Genomic DNA, 24,610 nt, shown 5'->3' with positions numbered 1-24,610 from the left:
GCCGCTCATATTCGCGGCATGACCCACGCGCCCTTCCTGACCCACATCTTTCAAAGCGCCGATGAAACGACCCGGTTTGCCGCACGTCTTGCGCCAGATTTGCACCCCGGCGACGTGATCTTGCTGCAAGGGGGGATCGGCGCAGGCAAAACCCATTTCGCCCGCAGTCTGATACAGGCGCGGCTGGCCCATGCCGGGCGGGTCGAAGATGTGCCCTCACCGACGTTCACTTTGGTGCAGACCTACGAAGATGATCGGGCAGAGCTGTGGCACGCCGACCTTTATCGCCTGACCCACCCCGATGAAGTGGATGAGCTTGGGCTGATTGACGCCTTTGACAACGCCATCTGCCTTGTGGAATGGCCTGACCGGCTGGGCGCGTTGCGGCCGCAAAACGCACTTTTGATCGACTTGGCCACCACCGAAACGCTGGGAATACGCAAGGCATCTTTCACCTCCAACACCCCCAATTGGATCCCGCGCATCACAGGGGCCCTGTCATGAGCCGCGCCGAAAACCTGACCGCCTTTCTGGCGCGAAGCGGTTTTGCAGATGCCAAACGCGTTTCATTGACTGGGGATGCCTCTTCGCGCCGCTATGAGCGGTTGTACCAAGGTGCGGAAAGCTGGATTGTCATGGATGATCCGTCTGAGGATCGCAGCGGGTTTTTCTCATTTATCCGGGTGGCTGACGTGCTGACCCGGAAAGATCTCTCTCCGCCGGCCATTATTGCCGAAGATCACACGCACGGGTTTCTGGTGCTCGAAGATCTGGGCGACGCCGTCTTCGCCCGAGACGTCGAACGCGATGCGTCCCTGGAAAACAGTCTCTATTTCGCCGCAACTGATCTTCTGATGCCTCTTCATGACGGACCTGAGCCCGCGGATGTTCCCGCCTATGGCCCGGTGGAAATGGCGCTGGCAACCTATTTGGCTTTCCTCTGGTATCAACTCGAGGTGAAAACAGAGCTTTCCGATCGGGCCAAAACCGCCATCAACATGCTGCAGTCGCTTCTGGCCGACGAACATGTGACCCCCGTGCTGACACTGCGCGACTATCACGCTGAAAACCTGATCTGGCTGCCCGACAGGCAGGGCCACAGGCGCGTCGGGTTGCTCGATTTTCAGGATGCCGTTGCATCACACCCGCTGTATGATCTGATTTCGCTGACACGTGACGTCCGGCGCGATGTGTCGCCAGAGCTTGTGATTGCCTGCCTTGGCCGCTACGCCGCGAACACCGGCCAGGACATCAAGATGCTGGAACCCAGCGCTGCGCTGATCGCGGTGCAACGCAACCTGCGCATCCTGGGCGTCTTTGCCCGCCTGTCGCGCCTTTATCAGAAACCACAGTATGTAGACCTGATTCCACGGGTCTGGCGGATGCTGATGGAAGACCTGTCCAACCCGGCGCTGCACCCGCTGCGCGATGTTCTGGTGCCCCTATTGCCGGATCCCACCCCTGAGTTCCTGAACAAATTGAAAGTGCCATGCCCAACGCCGTCATGATTTTCGCCGCCGGGCTTGGTACCCGAATGGGGGCGCTGACCGCCGATCGCCCGAAACCCCTGATCGAGGTGTCCGGAAAACCGCTGATCGATCACGCCCTTGATCTTGTCCGGGGAACGCCCCTGAGCAGGGTGGTGGTGAATGTGCATTACTTGCCCGATCTGCTGATCCAACACCTTGCCCCTTTGGATATCCAGATCTCGGACGAGCGCGATGAGATCCTGGAAACCGGTGGCGGATTGCGAAAAGCACTGCCGCTGCTCGGGTCGGACCCGGTGGTTACCTTGAACTCCGACGCGGTCTGGACCGGCCCCAACCCGATAAAGGCGCTTTTGTCATCCTGGGATCCCGAACGCATGGACGCCCTGATGGCTCTTGTCCCGAAAGAGCGTGCAGTGGGGTACACGCGTCCTGGCAATTTCCTGATCGACCCTGACGGTCGCCTGACACCAGGGGATGGGCATGTCTATACCGGCTGTCAAATCATCAAAACCAATCTGTTTGACACCCATGACAGATCCGCTTTTTCCATGTGGGATATCTGGAACCAGATGTTAAACACATCGCGTATTTACGGGATCATCCATCAAGGCGGATGGTGTGATGTTGGCCACCCCGCCGGCATAGAGCTATCAGAAAACCTATTGAAAACAAATGTTTGAGAAAAGCGATACCCCCCGCCTCTTCGCGCTCCCGCCTGGGGTTGATTTCCCAAAAGCTGTGGTTGACGGGCTATTGCATCGGATGTCCCACCTGCCCCCAGAGCAGGTGGCGCGGGTCGAGATCTTTGTGAACACCCAAAGGATGCAACGCCGGATGCGCCAGCTATTCGCGGATGGCGGTGCGCGACTTTTGCCCCGCATTCGGGTGTTGGGCGATCTGGGAAGCAACCTGTCTGTCGCAGATATTCCGCCCGCGATCTCGCCATTGCGCCGCCGTTTGGAACTGGCTCAACTGGTGTCCCGGTTGGTCAAACAGCAACCCGACCTCGCCCCCCGCAGCTCAATCTACAATCTCGCTGACAGCCTTGCAGGCCTGATGGATGAAATGCAGGGAGAGGGGGTGTCGCCCAAGACACTGCACACTCTGGATGTCGAGGATCAATCAGGCCATTGGCAGCGTGCCTTGCAATTCGTCTCGCTGGTTGAACATTTCTTAGGGGAAACAGCGCAGACCCATCCTGATCGCGAGGGTCGTCAGAGGCAAGTGATCGAACGTCAGGTCACCCGGTGGGCAGAAGAACCGCCGTCGCACCCGATTATCATCGCTGGGTCAACCGGATCACGCGGGGCGACATCCTTGTTGATGCGGGCCGTGGCAAAGCTGCCCCAGGGGGCCGTGATTCTGCCCGGTTTCGATTTCGACATGCCCGATGCGGCCTGGGCGCAACTGGATGATGCATTGCTATCTGAGGACCATCCGCAATATCGATTTGCCGATTTGGCACACAAACTTGAAATGTCTCCCAAAGACATTACCCGCTGGAGCAATCGCGAACCCGCAAGCCCCGCCCGCAATCGCCTTTTGTCCCTGGCCCTGCGTCCGGCCCCCGTCACCGACCAATGGCAGATCGAAGGCCCAATGTTTCGTGACGTTGGTTTGGCCTGCGAAAATGTCAGCCTGATCGAAGCCAAATCTTCGCGTCAAGAGGCCCTGGCCATTGCCGTGATCCTGCGCGAAGCCGTTTCGCGCAAAGAGCCAATTGCCTTGATCACGCCTGATCGCAACCTGACCCGTCAGGTGACCGCCGCACTGGTCCGCTGGGGCATCGAACCCGATGACAGCGCCGGACGCCCGCTGGCTCTGTCCGCGCCGGGCCGCCTGTTTCGCCATATCGGTGATTTGTTTCTCGGCCCCCTCACCAGCAACACGCTGCTTGCCATATTGAAACACCCGCTCACCCACAGCCAATCCGATCGCGGCAATCACCTGCGCTGGACCCGTGATCTGGAGCTGGAACACCTGCGCGGCGGGCTGCCTTACCCAACGCAGGATGCGCTGCGAGATTGGGCAAAGAAACGCGAAGGCGATACAGAACTGCAGGACTGGATTGACTGGATCAATCAGTCTCTATTCCTGCCGGAAATGCCACATCTGCAAGACCTGGAGCGCTGGGTTGAGCAACATATCTCGTTAACAGAAGCTATCGCACGGGGCACCGATCCTGAAGGGTCTGGCGGGTTGTGGGACCTGCCGGCCGGGCGCGAATGTACACGCCGGCTGACCGAGCTGCAAAACGAGGCGCATCATGGCGGCTCGGTGACGGCCCAAGACTATGTCAGCTTGTTCTCCGCCATCCTTAACGCTTGGGAAGTGCGCGACCCGAATGCGCCCCACCCACATGTCATGTTCTGGGGTACGCTTGAGGCGCGGGTGCAAGGCACAGACACGGTTATCCTGGCCGGGCTGAACGAAGGCAGCTGGCCAGAGGCGCCCAGCCCGGATCCCTGGATGAACCGCAAGATGCGTCAGCAAGCCGGGCTTTTGCTTCCCGAACGGCGGATCGGCCTGTCCGCCCATGATTTCCAACAGGCGGCAGCCGCCAAGCATGTTTTCCTCACCCGCGCGGCGCGGGATGACGAAAGTGAAACCGTGCCCTCCCGCTGGATCAACCGCTTGACCAACCTGATGTCGGGCATGTCTGAGGATGGCGCCAATGCCTTGAACGCGATGCGTGAGCGCGGGCAGCTCTGGTTGGATATCGCCGAGCGACTGGAGCGTCCACAAGAGACTATTCCGGCTGAAAACCGGCCATCACCGCGCCCCCCTTTGACCGCTCGGCCAAACCGCTTGTCAGTCACGCGCATCTCGAAACTGATCCGTGACCCCTATGCGATCTATGCTGAGCAGGTTTTGAAACTGCGCAAACTGCGACCGCTTCACCAAACCCCGGATGCCCCCTTGCGCGGCACGGTGCTTCATCAGGTTCTCGAGGAGTTCATCAAAACACACCCGGAATCCGAGACAGAAGATGCTGCAAAACTCCGATTGATTTCCATCGCTCAGGACGTGCTTGAACAAGAAGCCCCCTGGCCAGCCACCCGTGCGTTGTGGTTGGCCAAATTGGGCCGCGTTGCGGATTGGTTTGTCGCTGAGGAAGCCAAGCGAAGAGCCTGTTCCACCAATATTGCGAACGAAATACGTGGCCGTGTGACGTTTGAGGATCTCGGCTTCACCCTGACCGGGACGGCGGACAGAATTGACCGGGATGAAAGCGGGCAATTACTGATCTACGACTACAAGACAGGAAAGCCCCCCACAGCCAAAGAACAACAGCACTTCGACAAACAACTGCTTCTGGAGGCGGTGATTGCAGAAAGCGGTGGGTTTGAGAACCTGCCGGAAACGCCGGTCAGCCAAGTGAGCTATATTGGGCTCGGGGCAAGCCCCGAACAGGTCGATATCCCGCTAGCCCGCGCAGAAGTTGACGAGCTCAAGGAAGAGCTCGCCGCTCTGATCAGAGCCTATTACAGCCCGAAACAGGGGTATCTGTCGCGTCGGGCTGTTCAGACCCAGCGATTTGAAGGGGACTATGACCACCTCGCACGTTTCGGGGAATGGGATGAAAGCCAGCCCGGCAGCGACGAGGAGGTCGGACAATGATCTTCAACGAAGCCACGCAACGCCAAATTGATGCCGCCGATCCTGCCAGCTCCACTTGGTTGTCCGCAAATGCAGGATCCGGCAAGACGCGTGTTCTGACCGACCGGGTTGCGCGCCTATTGCTGGACGGGGTCAGCCCGCAAAACATTCTTTGCCTGACCTACACCAAAGCCGCGGCAAGCGAGATGCAAAACCGCTTGTTCAAACGGCTTGGCGAATGGGCAATGAAAGATGACGACACGCTAAAACACGCGTTGTTGGAGCTGGGCATCCCCACCCATGCGCTTGACCTGCGACAGGCGCGTCGGCTGTTTGCCCGCGCGATCGAAACACCGGGTGGGCTCAAGATTCAGACCATTCATGCCTATTGTGCTGGCCTTTTGCGACGCTTTCCGATGGAGGCCAGGATCACACCCCAGTTCACCGAAATGGATGATCGGGCCGCGCGCGTCCTGCGAGCAGAGACCGTGGATCTCATCGCGATGGACCACCCTGATGTTGTGGCCGACCTGGCGCAGCACTACACCGCAGAAGACTTTGACGGTCTGACGCAGGATATTGTCAAATATCGCGACATGTTTCAGGCGGACGTCCCAGATGCCGAAATCCACAGCTGGTTTGGCATTCCAGCAGTTTTGACAGAAGACCAGATCCTCGCCCGCGCCCTTGGACCGGGCGATGGATTGGTGTTGAGCCAGCTTCTGCCGCTCTTGAATTTGGAAAATCGGAACGATGCGGCCGCGGCTCGAAAACTCTCGGCTCTCCTTCCGTTGAAACCGAATTTCTCGTCTCTGACCCGGCTTGAAGAACTGTTTCTATCAGAAAAAGGGGCTGGTGCAGGGCGCCCCAAAAAGACATTCCCCAGCGCAGATGTAAAGAAAAACTCCGGCAAAGACCTGATGCCGCATCTGGAACAAATGATGGAGCGCGTCGCCGACACAAAACCTCTGCGCGCCGGCTATGTCTCTGCCCGCAAAACCATCGCTCTACATAAGTTCGCGAGGGTGTTTATTCAGAAATACGAAGCCGCCAAACAGCTGCGGGGATGGCTTGATTTTGACGATCTGATCACCAAAGCCGGGGATCTATTGACCGATCCGGCCGTGGCCGCGTGGGTGCTCTATCGCCTTGATGGGGGGATTGATCACATCCTGGTGGACGAAGCGCAAGACACCAGCCCGGCCCAATGGCGCGTGATCGACAATCTGTCACGAGAGTTTACCAGTGGGCTGGGGGCGCGGGACGACGTGAACCGTACCCTCTTTGTCGTCGGCGATCCGAAACAGTCGATCTATTCCTTCCAGGGCGCCAAACCGGACGAGTTTGAGCGGATGCGTGACGCGTTCCGGGATAAATTGGAACAGGTCGGCAAGCCATTTCAAAACCTGCCAATGGAATTTTCCTTCCGCTCATCCCCCGCCATTTTGGGTTTTGTGGATCACGCTTTGCAGGCCAAATCCGGACTGGGCGACTCTTTTGTGCACCGCGCGTTTTTCGACAAACCCGGGCGCGTTGATCTCTGGCCGGTGATTGACCCGGTGAAGTTCGAAGAAGACCGCGACTGGTTTGACCCGATCGACAAGCTAAGCGAAGAGGACCACCGCGTACAACTGGCCCGCAAAGTGGCGCAAGAGATCAAGCGGATCATTGAAACAGAGACTGTTCCAGCAGAAAATGGTGAAACCCGTCGCCCACATGCCGGAGATTTTCTGGTGCTTTTGCGCAAGCGCAGCGAGCTGTTTCACGAGATTATCCGGGCCTGCAAACAGGAAGGCCTACCCATTGCTGGCGCTGACCGTCTGCGCATCGGGGGTGAGCTGGCGGTCAAGGATTTGACCGCACTTCTAGCCTTTCTTGCCACCCCTGAAGATGACCTGTCATTGGCTGCGGTCCTGCGATCACCGCTTGTCGGCTTGACCGAAGACGCCCTGTTTCGACTGGCGCATCCCCGCGGCAAGAACACCTATCTCTGGCGCGCCTTGCGTGACCAGGCCGAGTTGCACGGCCCAATCATTGATATGCTGTCAGAGTTGCGAGACAGCGCCGATTTCCTGCGCCCCTTTGAGCTGATCGAGCAGGTGCTTACCCGGTTCGACGGACGGCGCAAACTGCTGGCGCGCCTTGGGCAGGAAGCCGAAGACGGGATTGACGCGTTTTTGGCCCAGGCCCTGGCATATGAGCGTTTGGAAACCCCCAGTTTGACCGGCTTTGTCACTTGGCTGGCCACGGAAGAGGTGACCATAAAGCGACAAATGGACAGCGTCGGACAACAGATCCGGGTAATGACCATTCACGGCTCAAAGGGGTTGGAAGCCCCTATTGTGATCCTGCCCGATATGGCCCGAAGCCAACCACGCAACCGCGACGAGCTTGTTGAAATCGAAAACGGGCATGTCGTGTGGAAACCCGCCAGCAAGGATCGGACCGACGTTGTGGCACAGGCGCAAGAGCGGGACAAAAAAGCCCAGGAGGAAGAAGCCACTCGGCTATTTTATGTGGCGATGACGCGTGCAGAGCAATGGTTGATCATGGCCGCTGCGGGGACCATCGGGAAAAGTGAACAGGAATGGTACAATATCGCAATCGACGCAATGGAGCGTGCAGGCGGTGTTCAGGTGGAACGGGATGGTTTTTCCTTCCGCAGGTACGAAACCGGAAATTGGGAAAACCCATCCTTTTCCGCTGAAATAGGGACTGAAAGTGGACCAGTCACCGCGGCGCTTCCAGATTGGATCACAACACCTGCTGAACACCCGTTGGAGGAACCGGGTGCGGTCTCGCCATCTGATCTTGGGGGGGCGAAAGCTCTTTTCAATGCTGAATTTGGTGACCAGGACGAAGAGGCGGCGAAACGACGGGGGCGACAAATTCACCTTCTGTTGGAGCATCTTCCGAACTACCCGGTGAGCGATTGGTCAAAACACGCTGAAACGCTGTTGTCCTCCGGCAATGACGCGGCTGACATTGCGGAAATCCCGGCTTTGTTTGAAGAGGCGAAAAAGGTTCTGAGCGCACCGGATCTTGAACACCTCTTCGCAGCCGAACACCTGGCCGAGGTTGAGCTGACCGCCCCTCTGCCGACACATGATCGTATTATGGTTGGGATTGTCGACCGTCTGATTGTGACCAACGACGCCGTGACGGTTGTGGACTTCAAAACCAACCGCGCCGTGCCCGAGCGACCAGAAAGCACACCGGACGGGATTTTGCGCCAAATGGCAGCCTATCGGGTTGCGCTTGCGCAAATCTATCCGGATCGCGCGATACATGCCGCAATCCTTTGGACCCATCACGCAAAACTGATGCCACTTGACCCCACCTTGCTTGACGAAGCTTATCGCCGCCTTGACGTTCGCGGGGCGGGTTCATAGGTTCATCCCAACTCGAGAAATCAGGAGAATATGACATGGCAACTGTCGCCGTAACCGACGCCACATTTGACGCCGAAGTGCGCAATTCCGACATCCCGGTGATCGTGGATTTCTGGGCGGAATGGTGTGGCCCGTGCAAACAGATCGGTCCGGCGCTGGAAGAGCTGTCGGCCGAATATGAAGGCAAGATCAAGATTGCGAAGGTGAACGTGGACGAAAACCCGAATTCGCCGGCCCAAATGGGCGTGCGCGGCATTCCGGCGCTGTTCCTGTTCAAGGACGGTCAGGTTGTGTCCAATAAGGTGGGTGCGGCCCCGAAAGCGGCGCTGCAGTCCTGGATCGACGAGAGCATCTGAACCACCTTCAATCCAAGAAAAAGCCCCGCCAGAAGCGGGGCTTTTTTATTTCACAGTCTACTTTCCGCCTTGATCCACCGACCGTAACTGTCAGAGGTCCGCAGGATCGGCACCGCATAAATCGCCGGTTCATCATAGGAATGATGGCTGCGGATCAAGGTGGCAATCTTGTCGAAATTTCCCTCGAGCGACTTGAAGCTGACCTTCCATTCCGAGGCGTCACAAACCTCGCCCTGCCAACGATAGATGCTGCGGATTTCTTCCACATGCGCGCAGGCCGCAAGACCCTGTTCCACCCCGAAACGGGCGATATCGTCAGCCTCGGATCGGCTGTCACAACAGGTGCTGATGATCATAAGGGGCATTACCCGAGTCCTTAAGCTGTTTGTGCGGCGGCCTCTCGGTTACCCAAATAGATCTGCACCAGCGCCGAGAGGTTCATCATCATCGCATAGAGCAGACCCGGCACCACAAGCGCCGGTTCCCCCAGCAGGCTGCCCGCCACAAACATCGCCACCGCAACATTTTGCAGCGACGCTTCGACCATGATGGCGCGGGTTTGTGCCCAGGGCAAGTTGGCGAATTTGGACGCCATAAGGGCAAAGCAAAGCGCCCCCAGATTCAAGCCAATGACGGCAAGGCCAACCTCGGCCACATTGGCCTGCATCGGCTGCCAGTTTTGCACAAAGGTCGCCAACACCATCGCGGCGAAAATGGCTTTGGCGACAGGCTCCAACACCACCAGCAGTCGATGCTGCCAACGGTGCGAAACCGCCCCGAGCGCCATGCCCAGCAACATGGGCACAATCGACACCGCAAACATAGCGCCGCTCAGCTTGGCAATGCCGGCCGCGCCGCCAAGGTCAGCCACACCAAACAAGGCCAAAACCGCTGGAATAGTGACGGATGCGAGGAGCGTGGTCATCAATGTCATGCCGGTGGACAGGGCCAGGTCGGCGCGGGCCAGATGTGCAATATAGTTGGATGTGACCCCCCCGGGCGCCGCCGCAACCAGAACCAGACCGGCCTGCATCATGGGCGTCAAACCAAGCACGCGGCCCAACAAAAAGGCCAGCACTGGCAAGGTGATCAACTGCACAACCAGACCAACCGCCAACGCCTTGGGGTGGCGAAACACCACCGCGAAATCGCGTGGCTTCAGACGCAATCCCACGACCAACATCAACAGCGCCAGCCCCAGCGGCAGGAGTTTCGCCAAAATATCCGTCATTGCGCCATCCCATCGTGAACATGTTTCGGATCAAGATAAGCTCCTCAAGGGGGCAGACCATGACAAATATCAAGGTGTGCATGCGTTCTTGCGGGTAACCAGAGCAAGAATATGGAGACCCAACATGCATGATCGCCGTTCCTTTCTGATCACCACCGCCCTCGCCAGTATCGGGGCTGCTATGCCCAGCTGGGCCACCGACACCAATCTGGCCGCTGACACCAGCCAGGATGACCAACCCGTTCGCCGTCGATATCTGATGGAAGATACCTACGGAAACATCGTCAAGGACGAGGATCTGCAGGGCAAATTTGTCCTGATTTATTTTGGGTATATGAGCTGCCCGGATGTTTGCCCCACCTCGCTTTCGACCATCGCCAATGTGATGGACAAGCTGAGTGAGGAAGACAATGAAGGGCTGGCCGTTCTGTTTGTCACCGTGGATCCCGAACGGGACACGGCCCAAGCCCTACGCGAATATCTGGGGTTCTTTGATGAACGCATCATCGGCCTGCGTGGGCCAAAGGCCTATACCGATCACATGGTGAAAGCCTTCAACGCCCGATACGAGTTCTATGTGCCCGACCCGGAACACCCCGAGGAGTATGGTGTCGATCACACCGCCTCAATCGCCTTTGTTGCCCCTGACGGAACGCTGATCAAACGCTTCCCGCACGGGATGCACGAAGACAAGATCACCGCCTACATTCAAGCGGCGATGCGGTCGGCCCGGGAAATGCAATGAGGCTGACCCGTCGTCATACGCTGTTCGGGTTGGCGGCATCTGTGGCCACGCCTGCTTGGGCCACTGGGGATGCGGATGATCCGCCCCTGCCCTCGGCCGTGGATCTGGTGCAGGCGGTCGAAAACGGCCCTTCGGCGCTGGGTTTGAAGATCAAGGATGAAGAAAAAGCACCGGTCTCCCTTGAGGGCTGGCTCGGGACCTGGACCCTGCTCAGCCTCTGGGGGCCGTGGTGCATTCAGTGCCGCAATGAAATGCCTTCCGTCGCCCGGATGTCCCGCCAGCTCGACACCAAACGTGTGCGTCTTCTGCCGTTGGCCTTTGACTGGCGCGGACCATATTTCGTGCGCAAGTTCCTGAATGAAATCGAGGTTGCGGATTTCCCGGTTTACATGGGCGATGGTGAAAACCTGGATGCCACGCTGGGCCTGTCGCGTTTGCCCACAACAGCCGTGTTGGGCCCCGAAGGGAAGCATCGGTTCACCATCGCGGGAGAGGCGATTTGGGACGATGAAAAGACCCTATCCTGGCTGAATTCACTGGAGATCTAATAAAGGGGCGCCGAGGCGCCCCTTTTCATCAGACCAGATCTGACCGGCTGAACCGCCAGAACCCAAGGGCCGCAAACCCCAGCCCCAGCAGGGTTGGATAGCTCAGCGCCCAGAGCACATAGCCGTTCACGCCAAAATTGTCCAAGATCACATAGCTCGCCGGTCCAAGCAGGATCAGCTGCGGATCGAACAGGATCATCGACGCCGTGCGGAAGCTTTGCAGCGGGTTGGCGAGCGCGATGCCGATCACAAATTCCGGGATGAACTGCGCCTTGATCAGGATCGACAGGAACAGAAGGTCCAGAAGGGCGACCAGCATCAACCAGATCAGAAGGCTCGCCCCCAGCGCGATTTCCGTCGACCGGGAGACTGCGGACAGCAGAAAGCCAAGCCCAAGGAAACAGGTCGCCAAGGCCGCCGTCAGGCCGGAATAGAGACTGATATGACGCCAGGGGATCTCATGGCCTTTCAAGGCACCAAACACGGCGGCAATCGCCAGCGCCGCAAAAACCGGCACCAGGATCAACGCCAAACGCGCCAGAAACCGGCCCCAGAACCAGGTGCCCAACCCGATGGGAAAAGCGAGCATATACTCGAGGTTCCCCGCCTCGCGATCACCAACCATTGACCGGGCCGTCACGACAATGATGAACAATGGCAGAACCGCCATGGTGATCTGGATATACGTCACCAGCAGGCGTGAAAGACCCGTAAAGCCCAACACGCGGCTTTCCGACACGCCGGTGAAAATCAACAGCAGCATCAGGCCGACGGTCACCGCCGCGTAAAAGTGAAACCAGCGCGAGCGCAGGCTTTCCTGGAGCTCGAGCCGCAGCATCTGCCCCAGTGTCGTACGAATGGCTGTGTTCATTTCAGGGCGACCTCTTCCACCGGCAAACAGCGGCTGGATAGGCCACGACGCATCACCGTGTCCACCATTTCGTCAAACCGCACGGTGCCGGGTTCGGCGGACGGCACGGCGGCAAACCCGTAATCCATCGGGCTGACCGTATCGGGATGATAATAGGCGGTGCGGGCGTCCAGCCAATCCTCGCCATTATTGCTGTCCATCACCCAAAACTCGATATCCGGATCGTTTTTCCAATCCTGCATGTCCAGCCAATGCACCGCATCACCAATGTCGTCAAACTTGACCAGCTTGCGATCCACGCCGCCACGGATTTCCGCACCATAGCGCGGGTCGGAAATGATCATGCCGCAGATCTCACAGGTCTCGCGACCCCAGCGAATCGGCTCTGGCCCTTCTTTCTTCGGCTTGCAGGCGGCGACAACGGGCGTGGCCACGAGCATCGCCAAAACGGCGCGGCGCGAATGGTTATGGGAGCAACGACACATGGTTCAGTCCTCTTAATCGGGCTTCTTAATCGGGCTTCTTATTCGGTTAGATCCGCGTCGGTTTCCAATGACAGGCGATCCACCAGACTTGCGTAGCGACTGAGCAATCCCAGAAAACGCAGCGTGTCACCTGCGGGAACCTGCCCTGTAAACAGGGTGCCATCTTGCGTGACAAACCCCCATTCCTCAAGCGCCGAGGAAAATGTGGGGTGTGGTTCCGACAGGCCGATGCGACAGGAACGGAATTGCCCGGCCTTAAGCCTGTCTACCACGCTGTCGTCCAACACCACTTGACCGCGGTCAAGCTCGATCACCCGATTGACCAGGGGGGCCACTTCTTCCAGCCGGTGCGAGGCAATCAACATCGAGGCATCTTTGCGATCTGCCAGAAGGTCGATGAACACGGCCCGCGCGGCGGGGTCGAGGTTGGCGGCGGGTTCGTCAAAGATCAAAAGGTCAGCAGGGCGGGCCAGCGCGATGGTCACCAAAACTTTCTGCTTTTGCCCGCCGGACAGACGGTAAAACGGGCGCGAAGCGATCTCTTTCAGATCAATGCCCATTTCGCCCGCGATCTTGTCCATCTTTGCGGGATCCGCGCCCGATCCTTTGGCGGAAAAGGCCAACAGCTCGCCCACCGGCATCCGAAGCGGCGGGGGCATCTGCGGCACAAAGGCCACGCGCGACAGCATGTCGAGGTCACGCCGCGCTTTGCCAGCGCCATCAAACCCGACCTCACCGCCAAAGCGGTAATGACCCAGGATGCAGCGAAACAGGGTCGTTTTCCCGGCGCCGTTGGAGCCGATCAGGGCAATCCGGTCACCCGCATTGATCGACAGGGTCAGCTCATCCAGCACGGCACGCTTTTCGAACCGTTTGGTCAGTTTGTTGATGCGGATCATGCCCATGGGGCCACCTCACTAAAGAATGTTATCCAAACCGCGCAGCTTGAAGCTCAGCGCGCCTTGCGGGCAGGCATCGACACAGAGGCCGCACCGGGTGCAATCCGGCGCAATATATTCCTCGGTGTCCTGCGCATAGCCCATTTTCGTGATGTCGAGCACATGGGGCACAAGGCACACCGCCCGGCATTCCCCTTCATGCACACATTTATCCAGATCGTATTTGATCTGGATCGGGGCGGCGGTGCCAATCACGCCATAGGTCAACCCCATCGGGCAGGCATAGCGGCACCAGAAGCGGCGCGAGAAGAAGATCTCGATCGACAACAGAAACGCGACCCAGAGCAACGCGAGCGTCGGGCCGTAAATCAGCGCGCGCGACACGATGCCGACGGGATTTATATATTCAAACACGGTATAGCCTGTGAACAGCGCCAACCCCATGAAAACGAACCATAAAACCACGCGCATTCCGCGGTGGAACGGGTGGTCCTTGACCCATCCGCGCTTGGCCAGAAACAGGTGGATCGCTTCGGCCCATTCGGCCAGAAGGTGATAGGGGCAGGCCCAGGAACAAAAGGCACGGCCGCCAAAGAACCACCAGATGATCACCACGGTTACCGTGCCGATCAGAAGGTTCAGCATCACCTCTTTGAAGGCCAGCATCACCTGCATCGCGGCAGTGGGATCCGCCATGTGGAAGCCCAGGAATCGCGATGCGGTCAGCGCGCCCTCGACCAGTTGCACATCCCACGCAAAGGACACGATGAACATCACGTTGATCACGATGATCGAGGTCCAGCGCGCGTATTTCCATTTGTTGCTTACGACCGGAAAGTCCAGCTCGTGTTGGATGATTTTGCGGCGTTCAATCGTTTGCTCGGGCGTCTTTTGAAACTTTTTCATCTCGCGCGCAGCGTCGGTTTCCTCGTCCTTGGTGGGGCGGCGCGGTTCGGCCCCGAACATCATGGCGAGCTTGTGCAGATACCATTTCACGCTCATGAGACCGCTCCTTTTTGGCGTTCCAAGGCAAGTTCCGTGTCGATCACGATGGCGGGCGGTTCGGTGGGGCACATCATTTCGCACGCGCCGCAGCCCACACATTTGTCGGTGACAATGGGTTGGTGACGCTTTTCATCCGGATCACTCGACAGAGGTTTCAGATAAATTGCCCCTTCGATGGGGCATTCGCGCACGCAAAGGTCGCAAAGCTCCAGATCATAGGGGTGGTCCGCCACCTTGATCGGGGTCCAGCGGTCGATGTCTTCGTAGCGCAGCAAGCCTTCGAAATCCTGGCCGCGTGCGTGGCCCTCAAACCCCAGCCCCTGCATCGCCAGACAGGCCGAGGGGCGGGCGAGGCGGGCAAAGCCGATCGACACCTCTTCCTTGACCGAAATGTCATGCGACAGCGCGCCCGTGGGGCAGGCCAGCACACATTGCACCGCGTCGCAGCTGAAATCACAAGCCTGACCGCGCGCGTCGATATAGGGCACACCCAGCCCATAGCCTTCGTCCCCATCCGCCAGCTTGATCGCCTCCACCGGGCAGACCTGCACGCATTGACCGCATTTGATGCAGGCCGCCAGAAAATCATCCTCCGGGATCGCGCCGGGTGGACGCAGCCGATCAAACACCTGCGCGCGCACCGGATACCAGCCGACAAGCCCCGCTGCGACGGCGGCCACACTCGCGGCACCTGATCGGATCAACATGCGGCGGCGTTCCAATTCGCGGCGGGTTAGTCTCTTTTTCTGCGGGGTCGGCTTTGCCTGGGAGCTTTCCTGGGTCATTGCATCAACATCTCCAAAGCGGATTTTGGTTGTGTCTCTTCTTCAGCCTGCGCCAGCGCCCGGTCAGAGGATTTTTCCATCAACGGCACCTGTTCACGCACCAGCAGTCGGGGTTCGGAAAACGGGGCAAGCCGTTCAACGAAATCGAGCGCGGCCAGCGCAAGACCCCCCCGGAAGAAAGACGCATCGGGCACCTCCATCCAGATCCGGTCGGCGTAATTGTAGATCTCATAGGGGACATCGCCCTTGGCGTCGCTATCCTTGTCAAACCCTGCGTAATCGTCCCAGTAATTGCCTTCCCACCCTTCGCGCAGCGCGGTGCCGCGCCCGCGCACGGACACCTGGGTGAAGTTCGACATCATCGCGTTGCCGCGAAAATGGTTGCCGGTCCAATCGGTGTGGAACTCGATCCCGATGCCGTTATAGGCGATCACGTTGTTGTCGAAATGGTTGTGCAGATCCGGATCCCAGGGCGACGGGTCCAGATAGATGCCGGTGGCGTTGCCAATGATGTTGTTGCCTTCGATGGTCACGCCAGAGCTTTCCTTGAAGCCCACCCCGACACCGGATGCCCCCCAGGCGCGCAGGATCTGGTTACCCCGCACGATGGTGTTGTTGGCGTACATCAGGAAGACACCAACCACACAATCGGAAATCTCGTTATCCTCGACCGTGTTCTTGTGGGCATACATGAAATGGATGCCATAGCGGCTGTCGCTGATCTTGTTGCGACGGAAGGTGTTGCCTTCGCTATACCAGATCACCACGTCGCGGGCATCGCTGATCTGGCTGTCTTCGACCTTGTTATTGTTCGAATAATAAATCCGCATACTGTCGCCACGCAGCCCCATCGACACGTCCTTGGAGCTGATCTTGACGCGGCGGATCACATTGTTGTTGGCTTGGTTCATGTCGATGCCGAACAGGGCATTTTCAATCTCGACATCGCGGATCACGTTGAAGCTGCCATTGATGCGCAGGCCCGCATCGATCTTGTTGTGCAGCCGGCCGGAGTTTTGCAGTTTCAGGTTCTTCAGGGTCACGCCATCGGTGTCGATTGTCACCACGGTGCCCGTCGCATCCGCATCAATCACCACGCCCTCGCGCCCATCAATGGTGATGGGGCGCGTCAGCACGATCTGCTCTTTGTAGACACCCGCAGGGGGCACGATCTCGGCGCCATCATCGGCGGCGTCGATCATGTCCTGCAATGTTTCGGCCACGGCGGGGCCCACCCAGAATGTGTGGGCCACCACCAGAAGCATTGCCATTATGGAACGGATACGTGGCATTGCTTTTGTCCTTGTTGCGGTTACATTTTGGCGGCGTCCGGTCCAGCCAGACGCACCTGTTTCAGGCGAATGAGAGCAGCAAGAAGCAGTAGCGCAGACGATCCCAGCATCAGGAAGAACCCGGTTGCGGGATAGGAGTGGGTGGTGAACTGCGCCACCTTGCCGTCACCAAACACCGTCGGCATGAAGGGCTTCAGGGTGAACGCCCCCATTTCATTCAGGCTGTGACCATACCACCAAAGCCACCCGGCATATTCCGCCAGGAACCCAACCGGCAGGGCCATCGGGGCGATCACCAGCAACCAGTGGAAGATCGAGCGCACTGACCACGCCGCGAAGATCATCAACAGCATGAAGGCCATGACCCCAGCATACAGGATCTGGGCAACCCCATCCATGGTGCGGACCAGGGGATCATTACGTTCAGGTTCGTTGAACCAGCGCCCCAATGATTTGGCATAGTGCCATTTGAACACCTGCATGATCGACCCATTCCATTCTTCGCGTTTGTAGGAAGGGATCTTTTTCTGCTCGGTTTCATAAGCATATTTCAGCGTGGCCACCAGAAGGTCGCGGTCGTTGCCCTCGGCCAATGCGGCGGCCTCGTCCCGTTCGCTTTCTTCCAGCGATTCTTTCAACATCTGCACGATGGGTGGCAGATGAGAGGAGGACGTGCTGTCGCTGGCGTCCTGCCCAAGCGACACGACCATGCCTTCTAGGTAATTGGTTGTCGTCAACCTGATCCCGTTTTCGCCATACATCGCCAGCGTCATCCAGGTCGCAACCGCCCCAAATCCGCCCACGGCCACCACCATACGCGGAATGCGACCGGGGGCGGCAAAGGTCAGGGCCATCACGCCCAACATCGCGAACAGAAAGGGTGAGAACGCCTTTTCCACCGGACCACCCGAGGCGATCGGATACATGCCCACATAGTGGTTGATCGTGTCCATCTCGTGCACACAATCCAGGGCTTCGGTTTCGCGCACCTCCTGGCTGTCGCGAATTTCACAGCCGTTTTGCACCGAGTCCATATGGAACAGAATGCGGATGCCTTGCGGGAAGGTGGCTTCGGGATAGTTCGGGGCGGTCAGCGAGACCCACCAACCGGGCGAGAAAAAAGACGCGCCAATCAATGCGACGGCGAGAACGGTAAGCACGCGGTAGACAATACCACGGCGGTCTTTTTGTTGGGTGTTGGTCATCGGGTTTGTGCCTTTTGGCGTGTCTTCAGGAAGGTTCGGGCGACCCTTGGGCCGCCCGTCCGTTTCACTTACCAGTCAAAGTCCGGGTTGACCCAGTCAGGATCGCCAACCATTTCCGCAGGCGGTTTCAGGCGGCTGACATAGTCCAGAACGGCCTTGGTATCGCGTTCGGTCATCCATTCGATCTGCTTCACCATGTCCGGGTTCGCGTTGCGGCGTTTCCCGTCGCGGATCCATTCATACTGGCGCACAAGATAGTTGTAGTGCTGGCCGTAAATGGCGGGATAGAACTTCTCGTTCGATCCTTCACCGTTTTCGCCGTGACACTTCACGCAGTTTTCTTTGTAAAGCTTTTCGCCGTGCTCCAGATCATCGCCTGCGCCCACACCCGGGTTCGGGTTCATCGGCAGTTTCGAGATATAGGCCGCCACGTCCGCAATCGATTGCGATCCGCCGATTTCCTGCGGCAGGGCGAACGGGTACATGGTCGGGTTGTCACGGTTCAGCGCGCGGATATCCGCAAGCTGTTTGATGATCACGTTCGGGTGCTGGCCCGAGATTTGAGGGAAGGTCCCGTCGGTCAGACCCCAACCATTGAGCTGGTGACAGGCCGAGCAGACCTCGTACACATAAAGACCGTTTTCCAGATCGGGCTCCAGGCCCAGGGCTTCGTCTTGCTCGCCGCCCCCCTGGTTCCAACCATCTGCGGGAGTGTGGCTTTCATCCGCCATTGCGGCCGAGGCGCCCAGCGCCAGGGCGGCGGCGAAAATTGCTGTTACTGCCTTTTTCATGTCGCGCTTCCTTTCAGGGTTATTTTTCCGGGCGGGCGTTCTGGCTCAGCCAGGTCGCGATCGCCTCGATATCTTCGTCACTGGCGCGTTTGATCACGCCGAACATCAGTTTGGATTTGCCGCTGGTGCGGACCTTGTCACGCATTTCGGTCATCTGGCGGATCAGGTAGTCGCGATCCAAAGCGGCAATGATCGGGTAGGCCTTGTTCGAAGCTTTGGTGCCATCCTTGCCGTGGCAGGATTTGCAGCCCAGCTTTTTGAACGCCTTGGCGCCCGCTTCCAAAGTGGCCTCATCCGGGGCTGGATCCAGCACTTCGGGGGCGGCAGGGGGTTGGGCAGCCAGGTACTTGGCGACATTCTTGATGTCATCCTCGCTCAGGAGGTGCATGATGTCGGCCATGCCTTTGATATAGGGGTGTCCGGTGGCCTCATCGATGGTGCCAACACGGCCGCCTTCCTTGATGATCTCGAGCTGCGAGACCAGGTATTTCTCGTTTTGACCGGCCAATGCGGGGTAAGACATGATCGGCTTGGCGCCGTTGCGGCCATGGCAGGCCAGGCATGTCTTGGTCATATAGACCCGTTTACCGGCTTTAAGGGCATCGTCCTGCGCAAGCGCTGGGGCGGCCACGGTCCCGGCAAGGCCAAGAATGAATGCTGAAAGTAGAGCGCGCATAACGGTCTATCCTGATGTTTGTTTGGGGAATTGGGGGCGGCGATACACGCCGCCCCCGTTGCCTAATTTAGGGGTAAAGATCACTCGACCTTCACGGCCCCGTTTTCGTCCAGGAAGTTCTTCGCACGCAGACCGATATCCGCGGCTTTCACCTGGTACTGCCACCACTGGCCGGCCCAGAGGGTCGCGTTCTGCCAGTCTTCGGCTTTGGCCAGTTCTTCGGCCTTGGCTTGTGCTTCAGCAGCGAAGTTCAGCTGGTCGGTGGCGTCTTCTACAAGCGAGACAACTTCCGGGAAGTCCTTGAAGTTGCGGCCGGTGATATAGGCAACCACGCTGTCGATGACGGCTTGGGTTTCCATGTTCACGGCGAACTGCTTGTCATAGTCGGCCTGACCATAGGTCGCGCCTTCCGTCAGCTCTGCGTTCTCTTCAACATAGCCTTCCGGTTTCACAACCAGATAGCCTTGCATTTCAAGGTGCAGGGCCGAACAGAACTCGGTGCAGTAGAAGGAGAACACGCCGGGTTTGTCGGCGGTGATCTTGGCCGTTGCGGTTTTACCCGGCTCCAGCGACAGGTTCACGTCATAGGTCGACACCGAAAACCCGTGGGTTTCGTCTTCGGCGCGTTCCGAGTTGGTGATGATGAACTCAACCGTGTCGCCTTCGTTCACCTCGATGATTTCGGGTGTGAAGTGCGAGCGGATCGCGGTCATGTACACTTTGACGTTGGTGCCGTCACGCTCGATGCGTTCCTGACCCGGACGAACAGCACCTTCGTGCTTGCCGCCGGTGCGGGAGTTGGTGCCGTAGCGGTAGCGGACCAGCGGTTTCAGCTTCTCGGCCGAAATGGCGGTGGCGTAGTGGGGTTCACCCAGCGGCACCGGCATATCATAGAGAAGTTCCATCTTGTCGCCGGAAATGTCGATCAGCTGGTGGTTCTGCGGGTGCAGAGGACCAACCGGGTTGAACCGGTCAATCGCCAGTTTGTTCAGCGAGATCAGGTATTTACCCTTCGGGTTCACCGTTTCACCTTCCATGGCGGTCAGGTGGCCGATGTTGTAGTGGATCGAGATCTTGTCGAGAACTTTACCTTCACAGTAGTCCCACTTGGCAACCTGGCTGTCCACGTAAAGCGAGGTGTAAACCACGCATTCCTTGCTGTCATACTGGGTGTGAAGCGGACCCAGACCCAGCGGAACCTGCACGTGGATCGCGTCTTCCATGGCGATCACAGGGATGCCATAGGGATCAACACCCGAAAACTTCTTGGCGTCGATCGCGGCTTTGATTTTCTCGAACGAGTAAACCGACCCTTGGGTGTCGAGCTTACCGCCAACGATGATGTATTTCCCATCGGGCGACACGTCCACACCGTGCGGCGATTTCGGTTCAGCAACCAGATACACCAGACCTTCGTCGATGGCGGTCTGCATCGAAATGACCGGGTGATCGTTGATCATGGTCACTTTGCCAGCTTCATAAACCTCGGCGGCTTTTTTCCAGTTGATGATGTGCAGGTAATCGGTGTCGGCTTGCGAACAGCCTGCCTCGAACGGCGGGCGACCCGATTCGATCCCACCGACATAACGTTCTGCACAGAACGAGTTGGTGAAGGACCAACCATCAGACACGCCTTTACCGGCATCCGACAAGTCTTGCGAATAGGGCGGCAGCTCAATCGAGAAGGACTTCGATTCGTCGATCCGGCCTGCTTCGCGTCAAACTTCCAATAGGTGACTGCACCGCGGAACTTTTCGTTGAACTCGGAGAGCGGCGCAAAGCCACGGCCCAGCACACCCGGATATTGGGCGGCTTCGATCACATATTCCGAGTTCGGGGTCACGAAGGTGCCGCCATGTTCGGATTGCAGGATCGGGTTCACAACGATCTGTTGGGTTTCAAAGTCATGCAGCGAAATCACACCCACACGCGGGGCGGATTTGTCGTTGATGAACAGGTATTCCCCGTCCACATCACCATTGGTTTCGGTGATCGCGGGGTGGTGGGTGTCGCCCCAGTGAATTTCCCGGCCGTCAATTTTACCGGATTCCAGAATGGCTTTTGATTCTTCGTCAAACCCATAGCCCTGCCAGGGTTCAGGGGTGAACACGGATACGTATTTCAAAATACGCATCGACGGCACTCCATACACCATCACCTGGCCCGACTGACCGCCCGAGGAGAACACGATGAACTCGTCACGCCCCCCGGTCGGCGTATATGTTTTTGCGGCGGCAAGCAGGTCTTTTTGCGAAAGACCCCGGCGTTCCATCACTTCATCAAGACTTTCAGCCGCGGCCGTGTTGGCGCCCATGGCAAGTCCCAAGGTGATGACGCTCGCTGTTGCACCAAAGTGCTTGCGAATATTGCTGATCATTTTGCGTCCTCATGTCCGGGCGGTTGAACGCGTGTAGTCGGCACGCATGGACCCGGCGCCCGGTGGTCCGGTCCGCCTTTGTTTGATCACGAACGCGCGAGCGGTTTCTTGATTAATGTTAAGGGAGAAAAATGAAATACGAATATGATCGTATATATATAACCCGTGAAACAAAGGACCATTTCTGATGGATTTCCGTTCGTTTATCGCCGCCTCTGTTGCGGCGTGTTTTGTGTTTGCAACCCCTGGGATGTCCGAAGAGGTATCAACAGATAATCTTGTGATTTCAGATGGGTTCAGCCGCGCCTCCCCGAAAATGGCCAAGGCCGGGGTCGGCTTCATGACCATCACATCAAAAGGCGACGCGGATCGGTTGGTCGGCTTCACATCCCCTGCCTGCAACCGCCCGGAACTGCACACCCATATTCATGACAATGGCGTCATGCGGATGCGCCAGGTCGACGCGATCGAGGTGCCCGCCGGTGGTGCGGTCAAGCTGGAACCGGGCAGCTTTCACCTGATGTGCATTGACCTGACCGGACAGCTGGTGGAAGGCGAGATGATGGAGGCCACCCTGAGTTTTGAACAGGCGGGCGAGGTCTCTGTGAAACTTCCAATCATGGGCCCCGGCGCCATGAAGGTCATGAACTGATCCGGATCTGACCAATCAGATGGGGGCGGTCAGCCGCAAAGGCTCCGCCCCGCCACAATCGCAACCAAGACCACAATCTGAAACAAGGCGGTGCCGGGGATCAACCGGTTCAGCGCCGCGGATACCGGTGTGGTCAGCATCATGAACGACAGGACCCCGGCTGCGATGGCCACCGGCAAAAGCGCCGCGAGACAAGGCGCAAACGCGTAGACGCCAATCACCGACAAAAACAGCAACCCTGCGTAAAGCATACGTGACGGCATGCGCCCGATCAGGATTGCAAGGGTCTGCCGCCCCGCCCGCGCATCTGTGGTCCGGTCACGGTGATTGTTGATCAACAGGATCGCCGCCGCCGGCAATCCAACCAAAAGCCCCAGCGAGATCACATCCGGGCTGATCCTCTGCCCGTGCAGGTACACCGTGCCCGCCACGGCCACGACACCAAAAAACGCGATCACCAACAGTTCGCCCAACGGAGTGCCAGACAGGGGGCGTGGCCCCATCGAATAGAAAAAGCCCAGTGCCAGGGACACTAAGCCAATTGCAATAATCGGCCATCCCCCAATGGCAACAAGATACAGGCCCAAAAGTGCAGCCAGCCCAAATGCCGCCGCTGCCGCGCGCCGCACTTTGACCGCATCGAGCAATCCAAGCGAGGTTAGCCGTGGGGGGCCAAGCCGTTCTGGCCCGTCCACGCCACTGGCCGCATCCGCGGCGTCATTCCAAAGATTGGTCCCCACCTGAATGGCCGCTGATGCCCCGCCCGCTGCCAGCGCCACATCTGCACGCCATCCGCCGGACAGGGCCGCGATCCAGCTGCCTGCGATCACCGGCACCAAGGACAGGCTGAGCGTTTTCACCCGCGCGGCGATCACCCACAACACGGGGCGCGGCAGGGCCTGAAGCCGCGCCAATGCCGCCTCGCCAGAGGGGGAGTGGGAGGTCATTTCGCCTCCGCGACATGCAGCATGGCAACACCGAACATGAAGGGACGTGTTTCGGTCACGGTGAACCCGGCGGCGTCCAATTCGCGCGAAATGGCACCCGCTTCGGGGAAACGGCGAATCGATTCGACCAGATAGGAATAGGCCCCCTTGTCGCGCGCCACCAACGCCCCCAGCGCGGGGATGATATAGCGCGAATGGATGCCATAAAACGGCGCAAACCAGGCGGCGGGTTTGGAAAACTCCAACAGAGCCAGGCTGCTGCCGGGTTTCAATACCCGCGCACATTCTTCCAGCGCCTGTCGTGGATGGGTCATGTTGCGCAGGCCAAAGGCAAGGGTGATACCGGCCACGGATTGATCCGAAAGGGGCAGCCCCTCGGCGGGGGCATGAAGATAATCCAGCTGCGATCCAGCCCGCTGCCGCGCCTCATTCAACATTCCAGAACTGGCATCCGCAATGATCACATCGCGGGTCGGATCAGCGGTTTTGATCGCGATTGCGATGTCGCCCGTTCCCCCGGCCAGATCAACCAGCGGACCGGCCTTGCCGGCCAGTTTCCGTAAGGCGGTTTTGACCATCACGGCCTTCCACATCCGATGTGTACCAAAGCTCATCAGATCGTTCATCAGGTCATAGCGCGGCGCGATCCGATCGAACAGAGAGGTCACCGCATCGCGGCGCCCTTCTTCTGCAACCTGTTGATCGCCAAAGGTTTCACGAAGATCATCCAGCTTTTCCGCGCGTGCGGGTTTTGCAGTGTTCATCGGTTCACACCTCGTTGTCCGACTGGCTTTCCGCCTCGTCGATCTTGGCGCGGAACCACCGCCCGGTGACCCAGGCAGCGGGCACCCCAAGAATAAGTGAGATCAGGATCGACGGAACGGGCGCAATGACCGTTTCCCACCCTGCGGCCTGACCAATCAGGCTGGCAAAGAAGACATTTGTGGCCACCGCGCCCGCCATGAACGGATAGCTGACAACGGCCAGCAACCACACGGGCCAGCGCCCGTCTTTTTCCGGATTGTCCGCCATGCCTACCCCTTGGGTTTGCGGAAAATCGCATGATGCACAGCATAAAGGGACAAGCCCATGGCAATCACTGCGATCGCCAGCCAAACAGTGGCCCCACCCACGGCGTGGGAATGGCCATCTATGACCGCCTCGCGCAGTGGCGTGTTGTCATGGTGGGCCATGGAAGGCCCGGCCATAGCCAAGAAAATCAGGGGTGTTCGCGCAAATTTCATGACATTCCTCCGTCACATC

26 protein-coding genes are annotated in these 24,610 nt (G+C 58.5%); 9 read left to right on the top strand and 17 right to left on the bottom strand.

Annotated features, from left to right (window positions below; all coding sequences use genetic code 11):
- The first annotated feature begins 18 nt into the window (after nucleotides 1-18).
- Genes tsaE through trxA form a run of 6 tightly spaced genes read left to right on the top strand, consistent with a single transcriptional unit; the run spans nucleotide 19 to nucleotide 8,838 of the window.
- Complete coding sequence (gene tsaE / locus ACP15V_RS10395) at nucleotides 19-504, top strand: tRNA (adenosine(37)-N6)-threonylcarbamoyltransferase complex ATPase subunit type 1 TsaE (protein WP_424943614.1); 486 nt, start codon at nucleotides 19-21, stop codon at nucleotides 502-504.
- Nucleotides 501-1,508, top strand: coding sequence for an aminoglycoside phosphotransferase family protein (locus ACP15V_RS10390; RefSeq protein WP_424943613.1), 1,008 nt, complete (start codon nucleotides 501-503; stop codon nucleotides 1,506-1,508). Before tsaE ends, ACP15V_RS10390 begins: the two co-directional genes overlap by 4 nt.
- Nucleotides 1,490-2,170, top strand: a complete 681-nt coding sequence (locus ACP15V_RS10385) for a nucleotidyltransferase family protein (protein WP_424943612.1) — start codon at nucleotides 1,490-1,492, stop codon at nucleotides 2,168-2,170. Before ACP15V_RS10390 ends, ACP15V_RS10385 begins: the two co-directional genes overlap by 19 nt.
- Entirely contained in the window at nucleotides 2,163-5,111 is a 2,949-nt protein-coding gene (gene addB, locus ACP15V_RS10380; RefSeq protein WP_424943611.1) for a double-strand break repair protein AddB, read from the top strand. The genes ACP15V_RS10385 and addB overlap by 8 nt, the downstream gene beginning before the upstream one ends.
- Nucleotides 5,108-8,482 (top strand): double-strand break repair helicase AddA, encoded by a 3,375-nt coding sequence (gene addA, locus ACP15V_RS10375; protein ID WP_424943610.1) that lies wholly within the window; start codon nucleotides 5,108-5,110, stop codon nucleotides 8,480-8,482. Before addB ends, addA begins: the two co-directional genes overlap by 4 nt.
- 35 nt (nucleotides 8,483-8,517) lie before the next feature.
- Nucleotides 8,518-8,838: a thioredoxin gene (trxA, locus tag ACP15V_RS10370; RefSeq protein WP_424943609.1), complete on the top strand. Its 321-nt coding sequence runs from the start codon at nucleotides 8,518-8,520 to the stop codon at nucleotides 8,836-8,838.
- Nucleotides 8,839-8,888: 50 nt separating this feature from the next.
- On the opposite strand, the gene cutA is transcribed toward trxA, so the two are convergent.
- Nucleotides 8,889-9,203 (bottom strand): divalent-cation tolerance protein CutA, encoded by a 315-nt coding sequence (gene cutA / locus ACP15V_RS10365; RefSeq protein WP_424943608.1) that lies wholly within the window; start codon nucleotides 9,201-9,203, stop codon nucleotides 8,889-8,891.
- Nucleotides 9,204-9,214: 11 nt separating this feature from the next.
- A complete protein-coding gene (locus tag ACP15V_RS10360) occupies nucleotides 9,215-10,069 on the bottom strand; it encodes a bile acid:sodium symporter family protein (RefSeq protein WP_424943607.1) in 855 nt (284 codons plus the stop codon).
- A 124-nt stretch (nucleotides 10,070-10,193) separates the two neighbouring features.
- Here ACP15V_RS10360 and ACP15V_RS10355 point away from each other — a divergent pair, with 124 nt between their 5' ends.
- Together ACP15V_RS10355 and ACP15V_RS10350 are read left to right on the top strand one after the other, a co-directional pair.
- Nucleotides 10,194-10,814 (top strand): SCO family protein, encoded by a 621-nt coding sequence (locus ACP15V_RS10355; RefSeq protein ID WP_424943606.1) that lies wholly within the window; start codon nucleotides 10,194-10,196, stop codon nucleotides 10,812-10,814.
- Nucleotides 10,811-11,362: a TlpA disulfide reductase family protein gene (locus ACP15V_RS10350; RefSeq protein ID WP_424943605.1), complete on the top strand. Its 552-nt coding sequence runs from the start codon at nucleotides 10,811-10,813 to the stop codon at nucleotides 11,360-11,362. The genes ACP15V_RS10355 and ACP15V_RS10350 overlap by 4 nt, the downstream gene beginning before the upstream one ends.
- A 28-nt stretch (nucleotides 11,363-11,390) precedes the next feature.
- On the opposite strand, the gene ACP15V_RS10345 is transcribed toward ACP15V_RS10350, so the two are convergent.
- From ACP15V_RS10345 to ACP15V_RS10295, 11 genes are all read right to left on the bottom strand, one after another.
- A complete protein-coding gene (locus ACP15V_RS10345) occupies nucleotides 11,391-12,233 on the bottom strand; it encodes an ABC transporter permease (protein ID WP_424943604.1) in 843 nt (280 codons plus the stop codon).
- On the bottom strand, nucleotides 12,230-12,718 hold the full coding sequence (locus tag ACP15V_RS10340) for a hypothetical protein (RefSeq protein WP_424943603.1): 489 nt from the start codon (nucleotides 12,716-12,718) through the stop codon (nucleotides 12,230-12,232). The genes ACP15V_RS10345 and ACP15V_RS10340 overlap by 4 nt, the downstream gene beginning before the upstream one ends.
- A gap of 38 nt (nucleotides 12,719-12,756) precedes the next feature.
- Nucleotides 12,757-13,617, bottom strand: coding sequence for an ATP-binding cassette domain-containing protein (locus tag ACP15V_RS10335; protein ID WP_424943602.1), 861 nt, complete (start codon nucleotides 13,615-13,617; stop codon nucleotides 12,757-12,759).
- Between the two features lie 18 nt (nucleotides 13,618-13,635).
- Nucleotides 13,636-14,619, bottom strand: a complete 984-nt coding sequence (locus ACP15V_RS10330) for a NapH/MauN family ferredoxin-type protein (protein ID WP_424943601.1) — start codon at nucleotides 14,617-14,619, stop codon at nucleotides 13,636-13,638.
- Nucleotides 14,616-15,407 carry a 4Fe-4S dicluster domain-containing protein gene (locus tag ACP15V_RS10325; protein ID WP_424943600.1) on the bottom strand — a complete coding sequence of 264 codons (792 nt, stop codon included), beginning with the start codon at nucleotides 15,405-15,407 and terminating at the stop codon, nucleotides 14,616-14,618. Before ACP15V_RS10325 ends, ACP15V_RS10330 begins: the two co-directional genes overlap by 4 nt.
- Nucleotides 15,404-16,699, bottom strand: a complete 1,296-nt coding sequence (gene nosD, locus ACP15V_RS10320) for a nitrous oxide reductase family maturation protein NosD (RefSeq protein ID WP_424943599.1) — start codon at nucleotides 16,697-16,699, stop codon at nucleotides 15,404-15,406. Before nosD ends, ACP15V_RS10325 begins: the two co-directional genes overlap by 4 nt.
- 20 nt (nucleotides 16,700-16,719) lie before the next feature.
- The gene (locus ACP15V_RS10315; protein ID WP_424943598.1) at nucleotides 16,720-17,904 is read right to left on the bottom strand and encodes a hypothetical protein; all 1,185 of its coding nucleotides are present in this window, start codon (nucleotides 17,902-17,904) and stop codon (nucleotides 16,720-16,722) included.
- A 68-nt stretch (nucleotides 17,905-17,972) separates the two neighbouring features.
- On the bottom strand, nucleotides 17,973-18,695 hold the full coding sequence (locus tag ACP15V_RS10310; protein ID WP_424943597.1) for a c-type cytochrome: 723 nt from the start codon (nucleotides 18,693-18,695) through the stop codon (nucleotides 17,973-17,975).
- 19 nt (nucleotides 18,696-18,714) lie between these two features.
- Entirely contained in the window at nucleotides 18,715-19,371 is a 657-nt protein-coding gene (locus ACP15V_RS10305; RefSeq protein WP_424943596.1) for a c-type cytochrome, read from the bottom strand.
- Between the two features lie 80 nt (nucleotides 19,372-19,451).
- Nucleotides 19,452-20,594: a cupredoxin domain-containing protein gene (locus tag ACP15V_RS10300; RefSeq protein WP_424943855.1), complete on the bottom strand. Its 1,143-nt coding sequence runs from the start codon at nucleotides 20,592-20,594 to the stop codon at nucleotides 19,452-19,454.
- Between the two features lie 239 nt (nucleotides 20,595-20,833).
- On the bottom strand, nucleotides 20,834-21,748 hold the full coding sequence (locus ACP15V_RS10295; protein WP_424943595.1) for a hypothetical protein: 915 nt from the start codon (nucleotides 21,746-21,748) through the stop codon (nucleotides 20,834-20,836).
- Between the two features lie 187 nt (nucleotides 21,749-21,935).
- On the opposite strand from ACP15V_RS10295, the gene ACP15V_RS10290 reads away from it, so the two are divergent.
- Nucleotides 21,936-22,400: a copper chaperone PCu(A)C gene (locus ACP15V_RS10290; protein ID WP_424943594.1), complete on the top strand. Its 465-nt coding sequence runs from the start codon at nucleotides 21,936-21,938 to the stop codon at nucleotides 22,398-22,400.
- Nucleotides 22,401-22,429: 29 nt separating this feature from the next.
- Here ACP15V_RS10290 and menA read toward each other — a convergent pair whose 3' ends face one another.
- Genes menA through ACP15V_RS10270 form a run of 4 tightly spaced genes read right to left on the bottom strand, consistent with a single transcriptional unit; the run spans nucleotide 22,430 to nucleotide 24,555 of the window.
- On the bottom strand, nucleotides 22,430-23,347 hold the full coding sequence (gene menA, locus ACP15V_RS10285; RefSeq protein ID WP_424943593.1) for a 1,4-dihydroxy-2-naphthoate octaprenyltransferase: 918 nt from the start codon (nucleotides 23,345-23,347) through the stop codon (nucleotides 22,430-22,432).
- Nucleotides 23,344-24,111 carry a ubiquinone/menaquinone biosynthesis methyltransferase gene (locus ACP15V_RS10280; protein ID WP_424943592.1) on the bottom strand — a complete coding sequence of 256 codons (768 nt, stop codon included), beginning with the start codon at nucleotides 24,109-24,111 and terminating at the stop codon, nucleotides 23,344-23,346. The genes menA and ACP15V_RS10280 overlap by 4 nt, the downstream gene beginning before the upstream one ends.
- 4 nt (nucleotides 24,112-24,115) lie before the next feature.
- Nucleotides 24,116-24,379, bottom strand: coding sequence for a hypothetical protein (locus tag ACP15V_RS10275; protein ID WP_424943591.1), 264 nt, complete (start codon nucleotides 24,377-24,379; stop codon nucleotides 24,116-24,118).
- 2 nt (nucleotides 24,380-24,381) lie between these two features.
- Nucleotides 24,382-24,555 carry a hypothetical protein gene (locus ACP15V_RS10270; RefSeq protein WP_424943590.1) on the bottom strand — a complete coding sequence of 58 codons (174 nt, stop codon included), beginning with the start codon at nucleotides 24,553-24,555 and terminating at the stop codon, nucleotides 24,382-24,384.
- Nucleotides 24,556-24,610: the final 55 nt, after the last annotated feature.

The organism is Aliiroseovarius crassostreae (assembly GCF_049803815.1).
Classification (GTDB): Bacteria; Pseudomonadota; Alphaproteobacteria; order Rhodobacterales; family Rhodobacteraceae; genus Aliiroseovarius; species Aliiroseovarius crassostreae_A.
The sequence above is the reverse complement of the archived record's forward strand: the minus strand, read 5'-3'. Positions and strand labels throughout refer to the sequence as shown.

Excerpts from the sequence above, each read along its gene's own strand:
- ACP15V_RS10355 (WP_424943606.1), top strand. The coding sequence starts at position 10,194 with ATGCATGATCGCCGTTCCTTTCTGATCACCACCGCCCTCGCCAGTATC.
- nosD (WP_424943599.1), bottom strand. The coding sequence starts at position 16,699 with ATGCCACGTATCCGTTCCATAATGGCAATGCTTCTGGTGGTGGCCCAC.
- ACP15V_RS10270 (WP_424943590.1), bottom strand. The coding sequence starts at position 24,555 with ATGGCCGGGCCTTCCATGGCCCACCATGACAACACGCCACTGCGCGAG.
- ACP15V_RS10390 (WP_424943613.1), top strand. The coding sequence starts at position 501 with ATGAGCCGCGCCGAAAACCTGACCGCCTTTCTGGCGCGAAGCGGTTTT.
- ACP15V_RS10300 (WP_424943855.1), bottom strand. The coding sequence starts at position 20,594 with ATGGAAGACGCGATCCACGTGCAGGTTCCGCTGGGTCTGGGTCCGCTT.
- ACP15V_RS10325 (WP_424943600.1), bottom strand. The coding sequence starts at position 15,407 with ATGACCCAGGAAAGCTCCCAGGCAAAGCCGACCCCGCAGAAAAAGAGA.
- ACP15V_RS10280 (WP_424943592.1), bottom strand. The coding sequence starts at position 24,111 with ATGAACACTGCAAAACCCGCACGCGCGGAAAAGCTGGATGATCTTCGT.
- ACP15V_RS10335 (WP_424943602.1), bottom strand. The coding sequence starts at position 13,617 with ATGATCCGCATCAACAAACTGACCAAACGGTTCGAAAAGCGTGCCGTG.
- ACP15V_RS10290 (WP_424943594.1), top strand. The coding sequence starts at position 21,936 with ATGGATTTCCGTTCGTTTATCGCCGCCTCTGTTGCGGCGTGTTTTGTG.
- cutA (WP_424943608.1), bottom strand. The coding sequence starts at position 9,203 with ATGCCCCTTATGATCATCAGCACCTGTTGTGACAGCCGATCCGAGGCT.
- ACP15V_RS10315 (WP_424943598.1), bottom strand. The coding sequence starts at position 17,904 with ATGACCAACACCCAACAAAAAGACCGCCGTGGTATTGTCTACCGCGTG.
- ACP15V_RS10340 (WP_424943603.1), bottom strand. The coding sequence starts at position 12,718 with ATGTGTCGTTGCTCCCATAACCATTCGCGCCGCGCCGTTTTGGCGATG.
- ACP15V_RS10275 (WP_424943591.1), bottom strand. The coding sequence starts at position 24,379 with ATGGCGGACAATCCGGAAAAAGACGGGCGCTGGCCCGTGTGGTTGCTG.
- menA (WP_424943593.1), bottom strand. The coding sequence starts at position 23,347 with ATGACCTCCCACTCCCCCTCTGGCGAGGCGGCATTGGCGCGGCTTCAG.
- addB (WP_424943611.1), top strand. The coding sequence starts at position 2,163 with ATGTTTGAGAAAAGCGATACCCCCCGCCTCTTCGCGCTCCCGCCTGGG.
- ACP15V_RS10310 (WP_424943597.1), bottom strand. The coding sequence starts at position 18,695 with ATGAAAAAGGCAGTAACAGCAATTTTCGCCGCCGCCCTGGCGCTGGGC.
- tsaE (WP_424943614.1), top strand. The coding sequence starts at position 19 with ATGACCCACGCGCCCTTCCTGACCCACATCTTTCAAAGCGCCGATGAA.
- ACP15V_RS10305 (WP_424943596.1), bottom strand. The coding sequence starts at position 19,371 with ATGCGCGCTCTACTTTCAGCATTCATTCTTGGCCTTGCCGGGACCGTG.
- ACP15V_RS10295 (WP_424943595.1), bottom strand. The coding sequence starts at position 21,748 with ATGATCAGCAATATTCGCAAGCACTTTGGTGCAACAGCGAGCGTCATC.
- addA (WP_424943610.1), top strand. The coding sequence starts at position 5,108 with ATGATCTTCAACGAAGCCACGCAACGCCAAATTGATGCCGCCGATCCT.
- ACP15V_RS10360 (WP_424943607.1), bottom strand. The coding sequence starts at position 10,069 with ATGACGGATATTTTGGCGAAACTCCTGCCGCTGGGGCTGGCGCTGTTG.
- trxA (WP_424943609.1), top strand. The coding sequence starts at position 8,518 with ATGGCAACTGTCGCCGTAACCGACGCCACATTTGACGCCGAAGTGCGC.
- ACP15V_RS10350 (WP_424943605.1), top strand. The coding sequence starts at position 10,811 with ATGAGGCTGACCCGTCGTCATACGCTGTTCGGGTTGGCGGCATCTGTG.
- ACP15V_RS10345 (WP_424943604.1), bottom strand. The coding sequence starts at position 12,233 with ATGAACACAGCCATTCGTACGACACTGGGGCAGATGCTGCGGCTCGAG.
- ACP15V_RS10330 (WP_424943601.1), bottom strand. The coding sequence starts at position 14,619 with ATGAGCGTGAAATGGTATCTGCACAAGCTCGCCATGATGTTCGGGGCC.
- ACP15V_RS10385 (WP_424943612.1), top strand. The coding sequence starts at position 1,490 with ATGCCCAACGCCGTCATGATTTTCGCCGCCGGGCTTGGTACCCGAATG.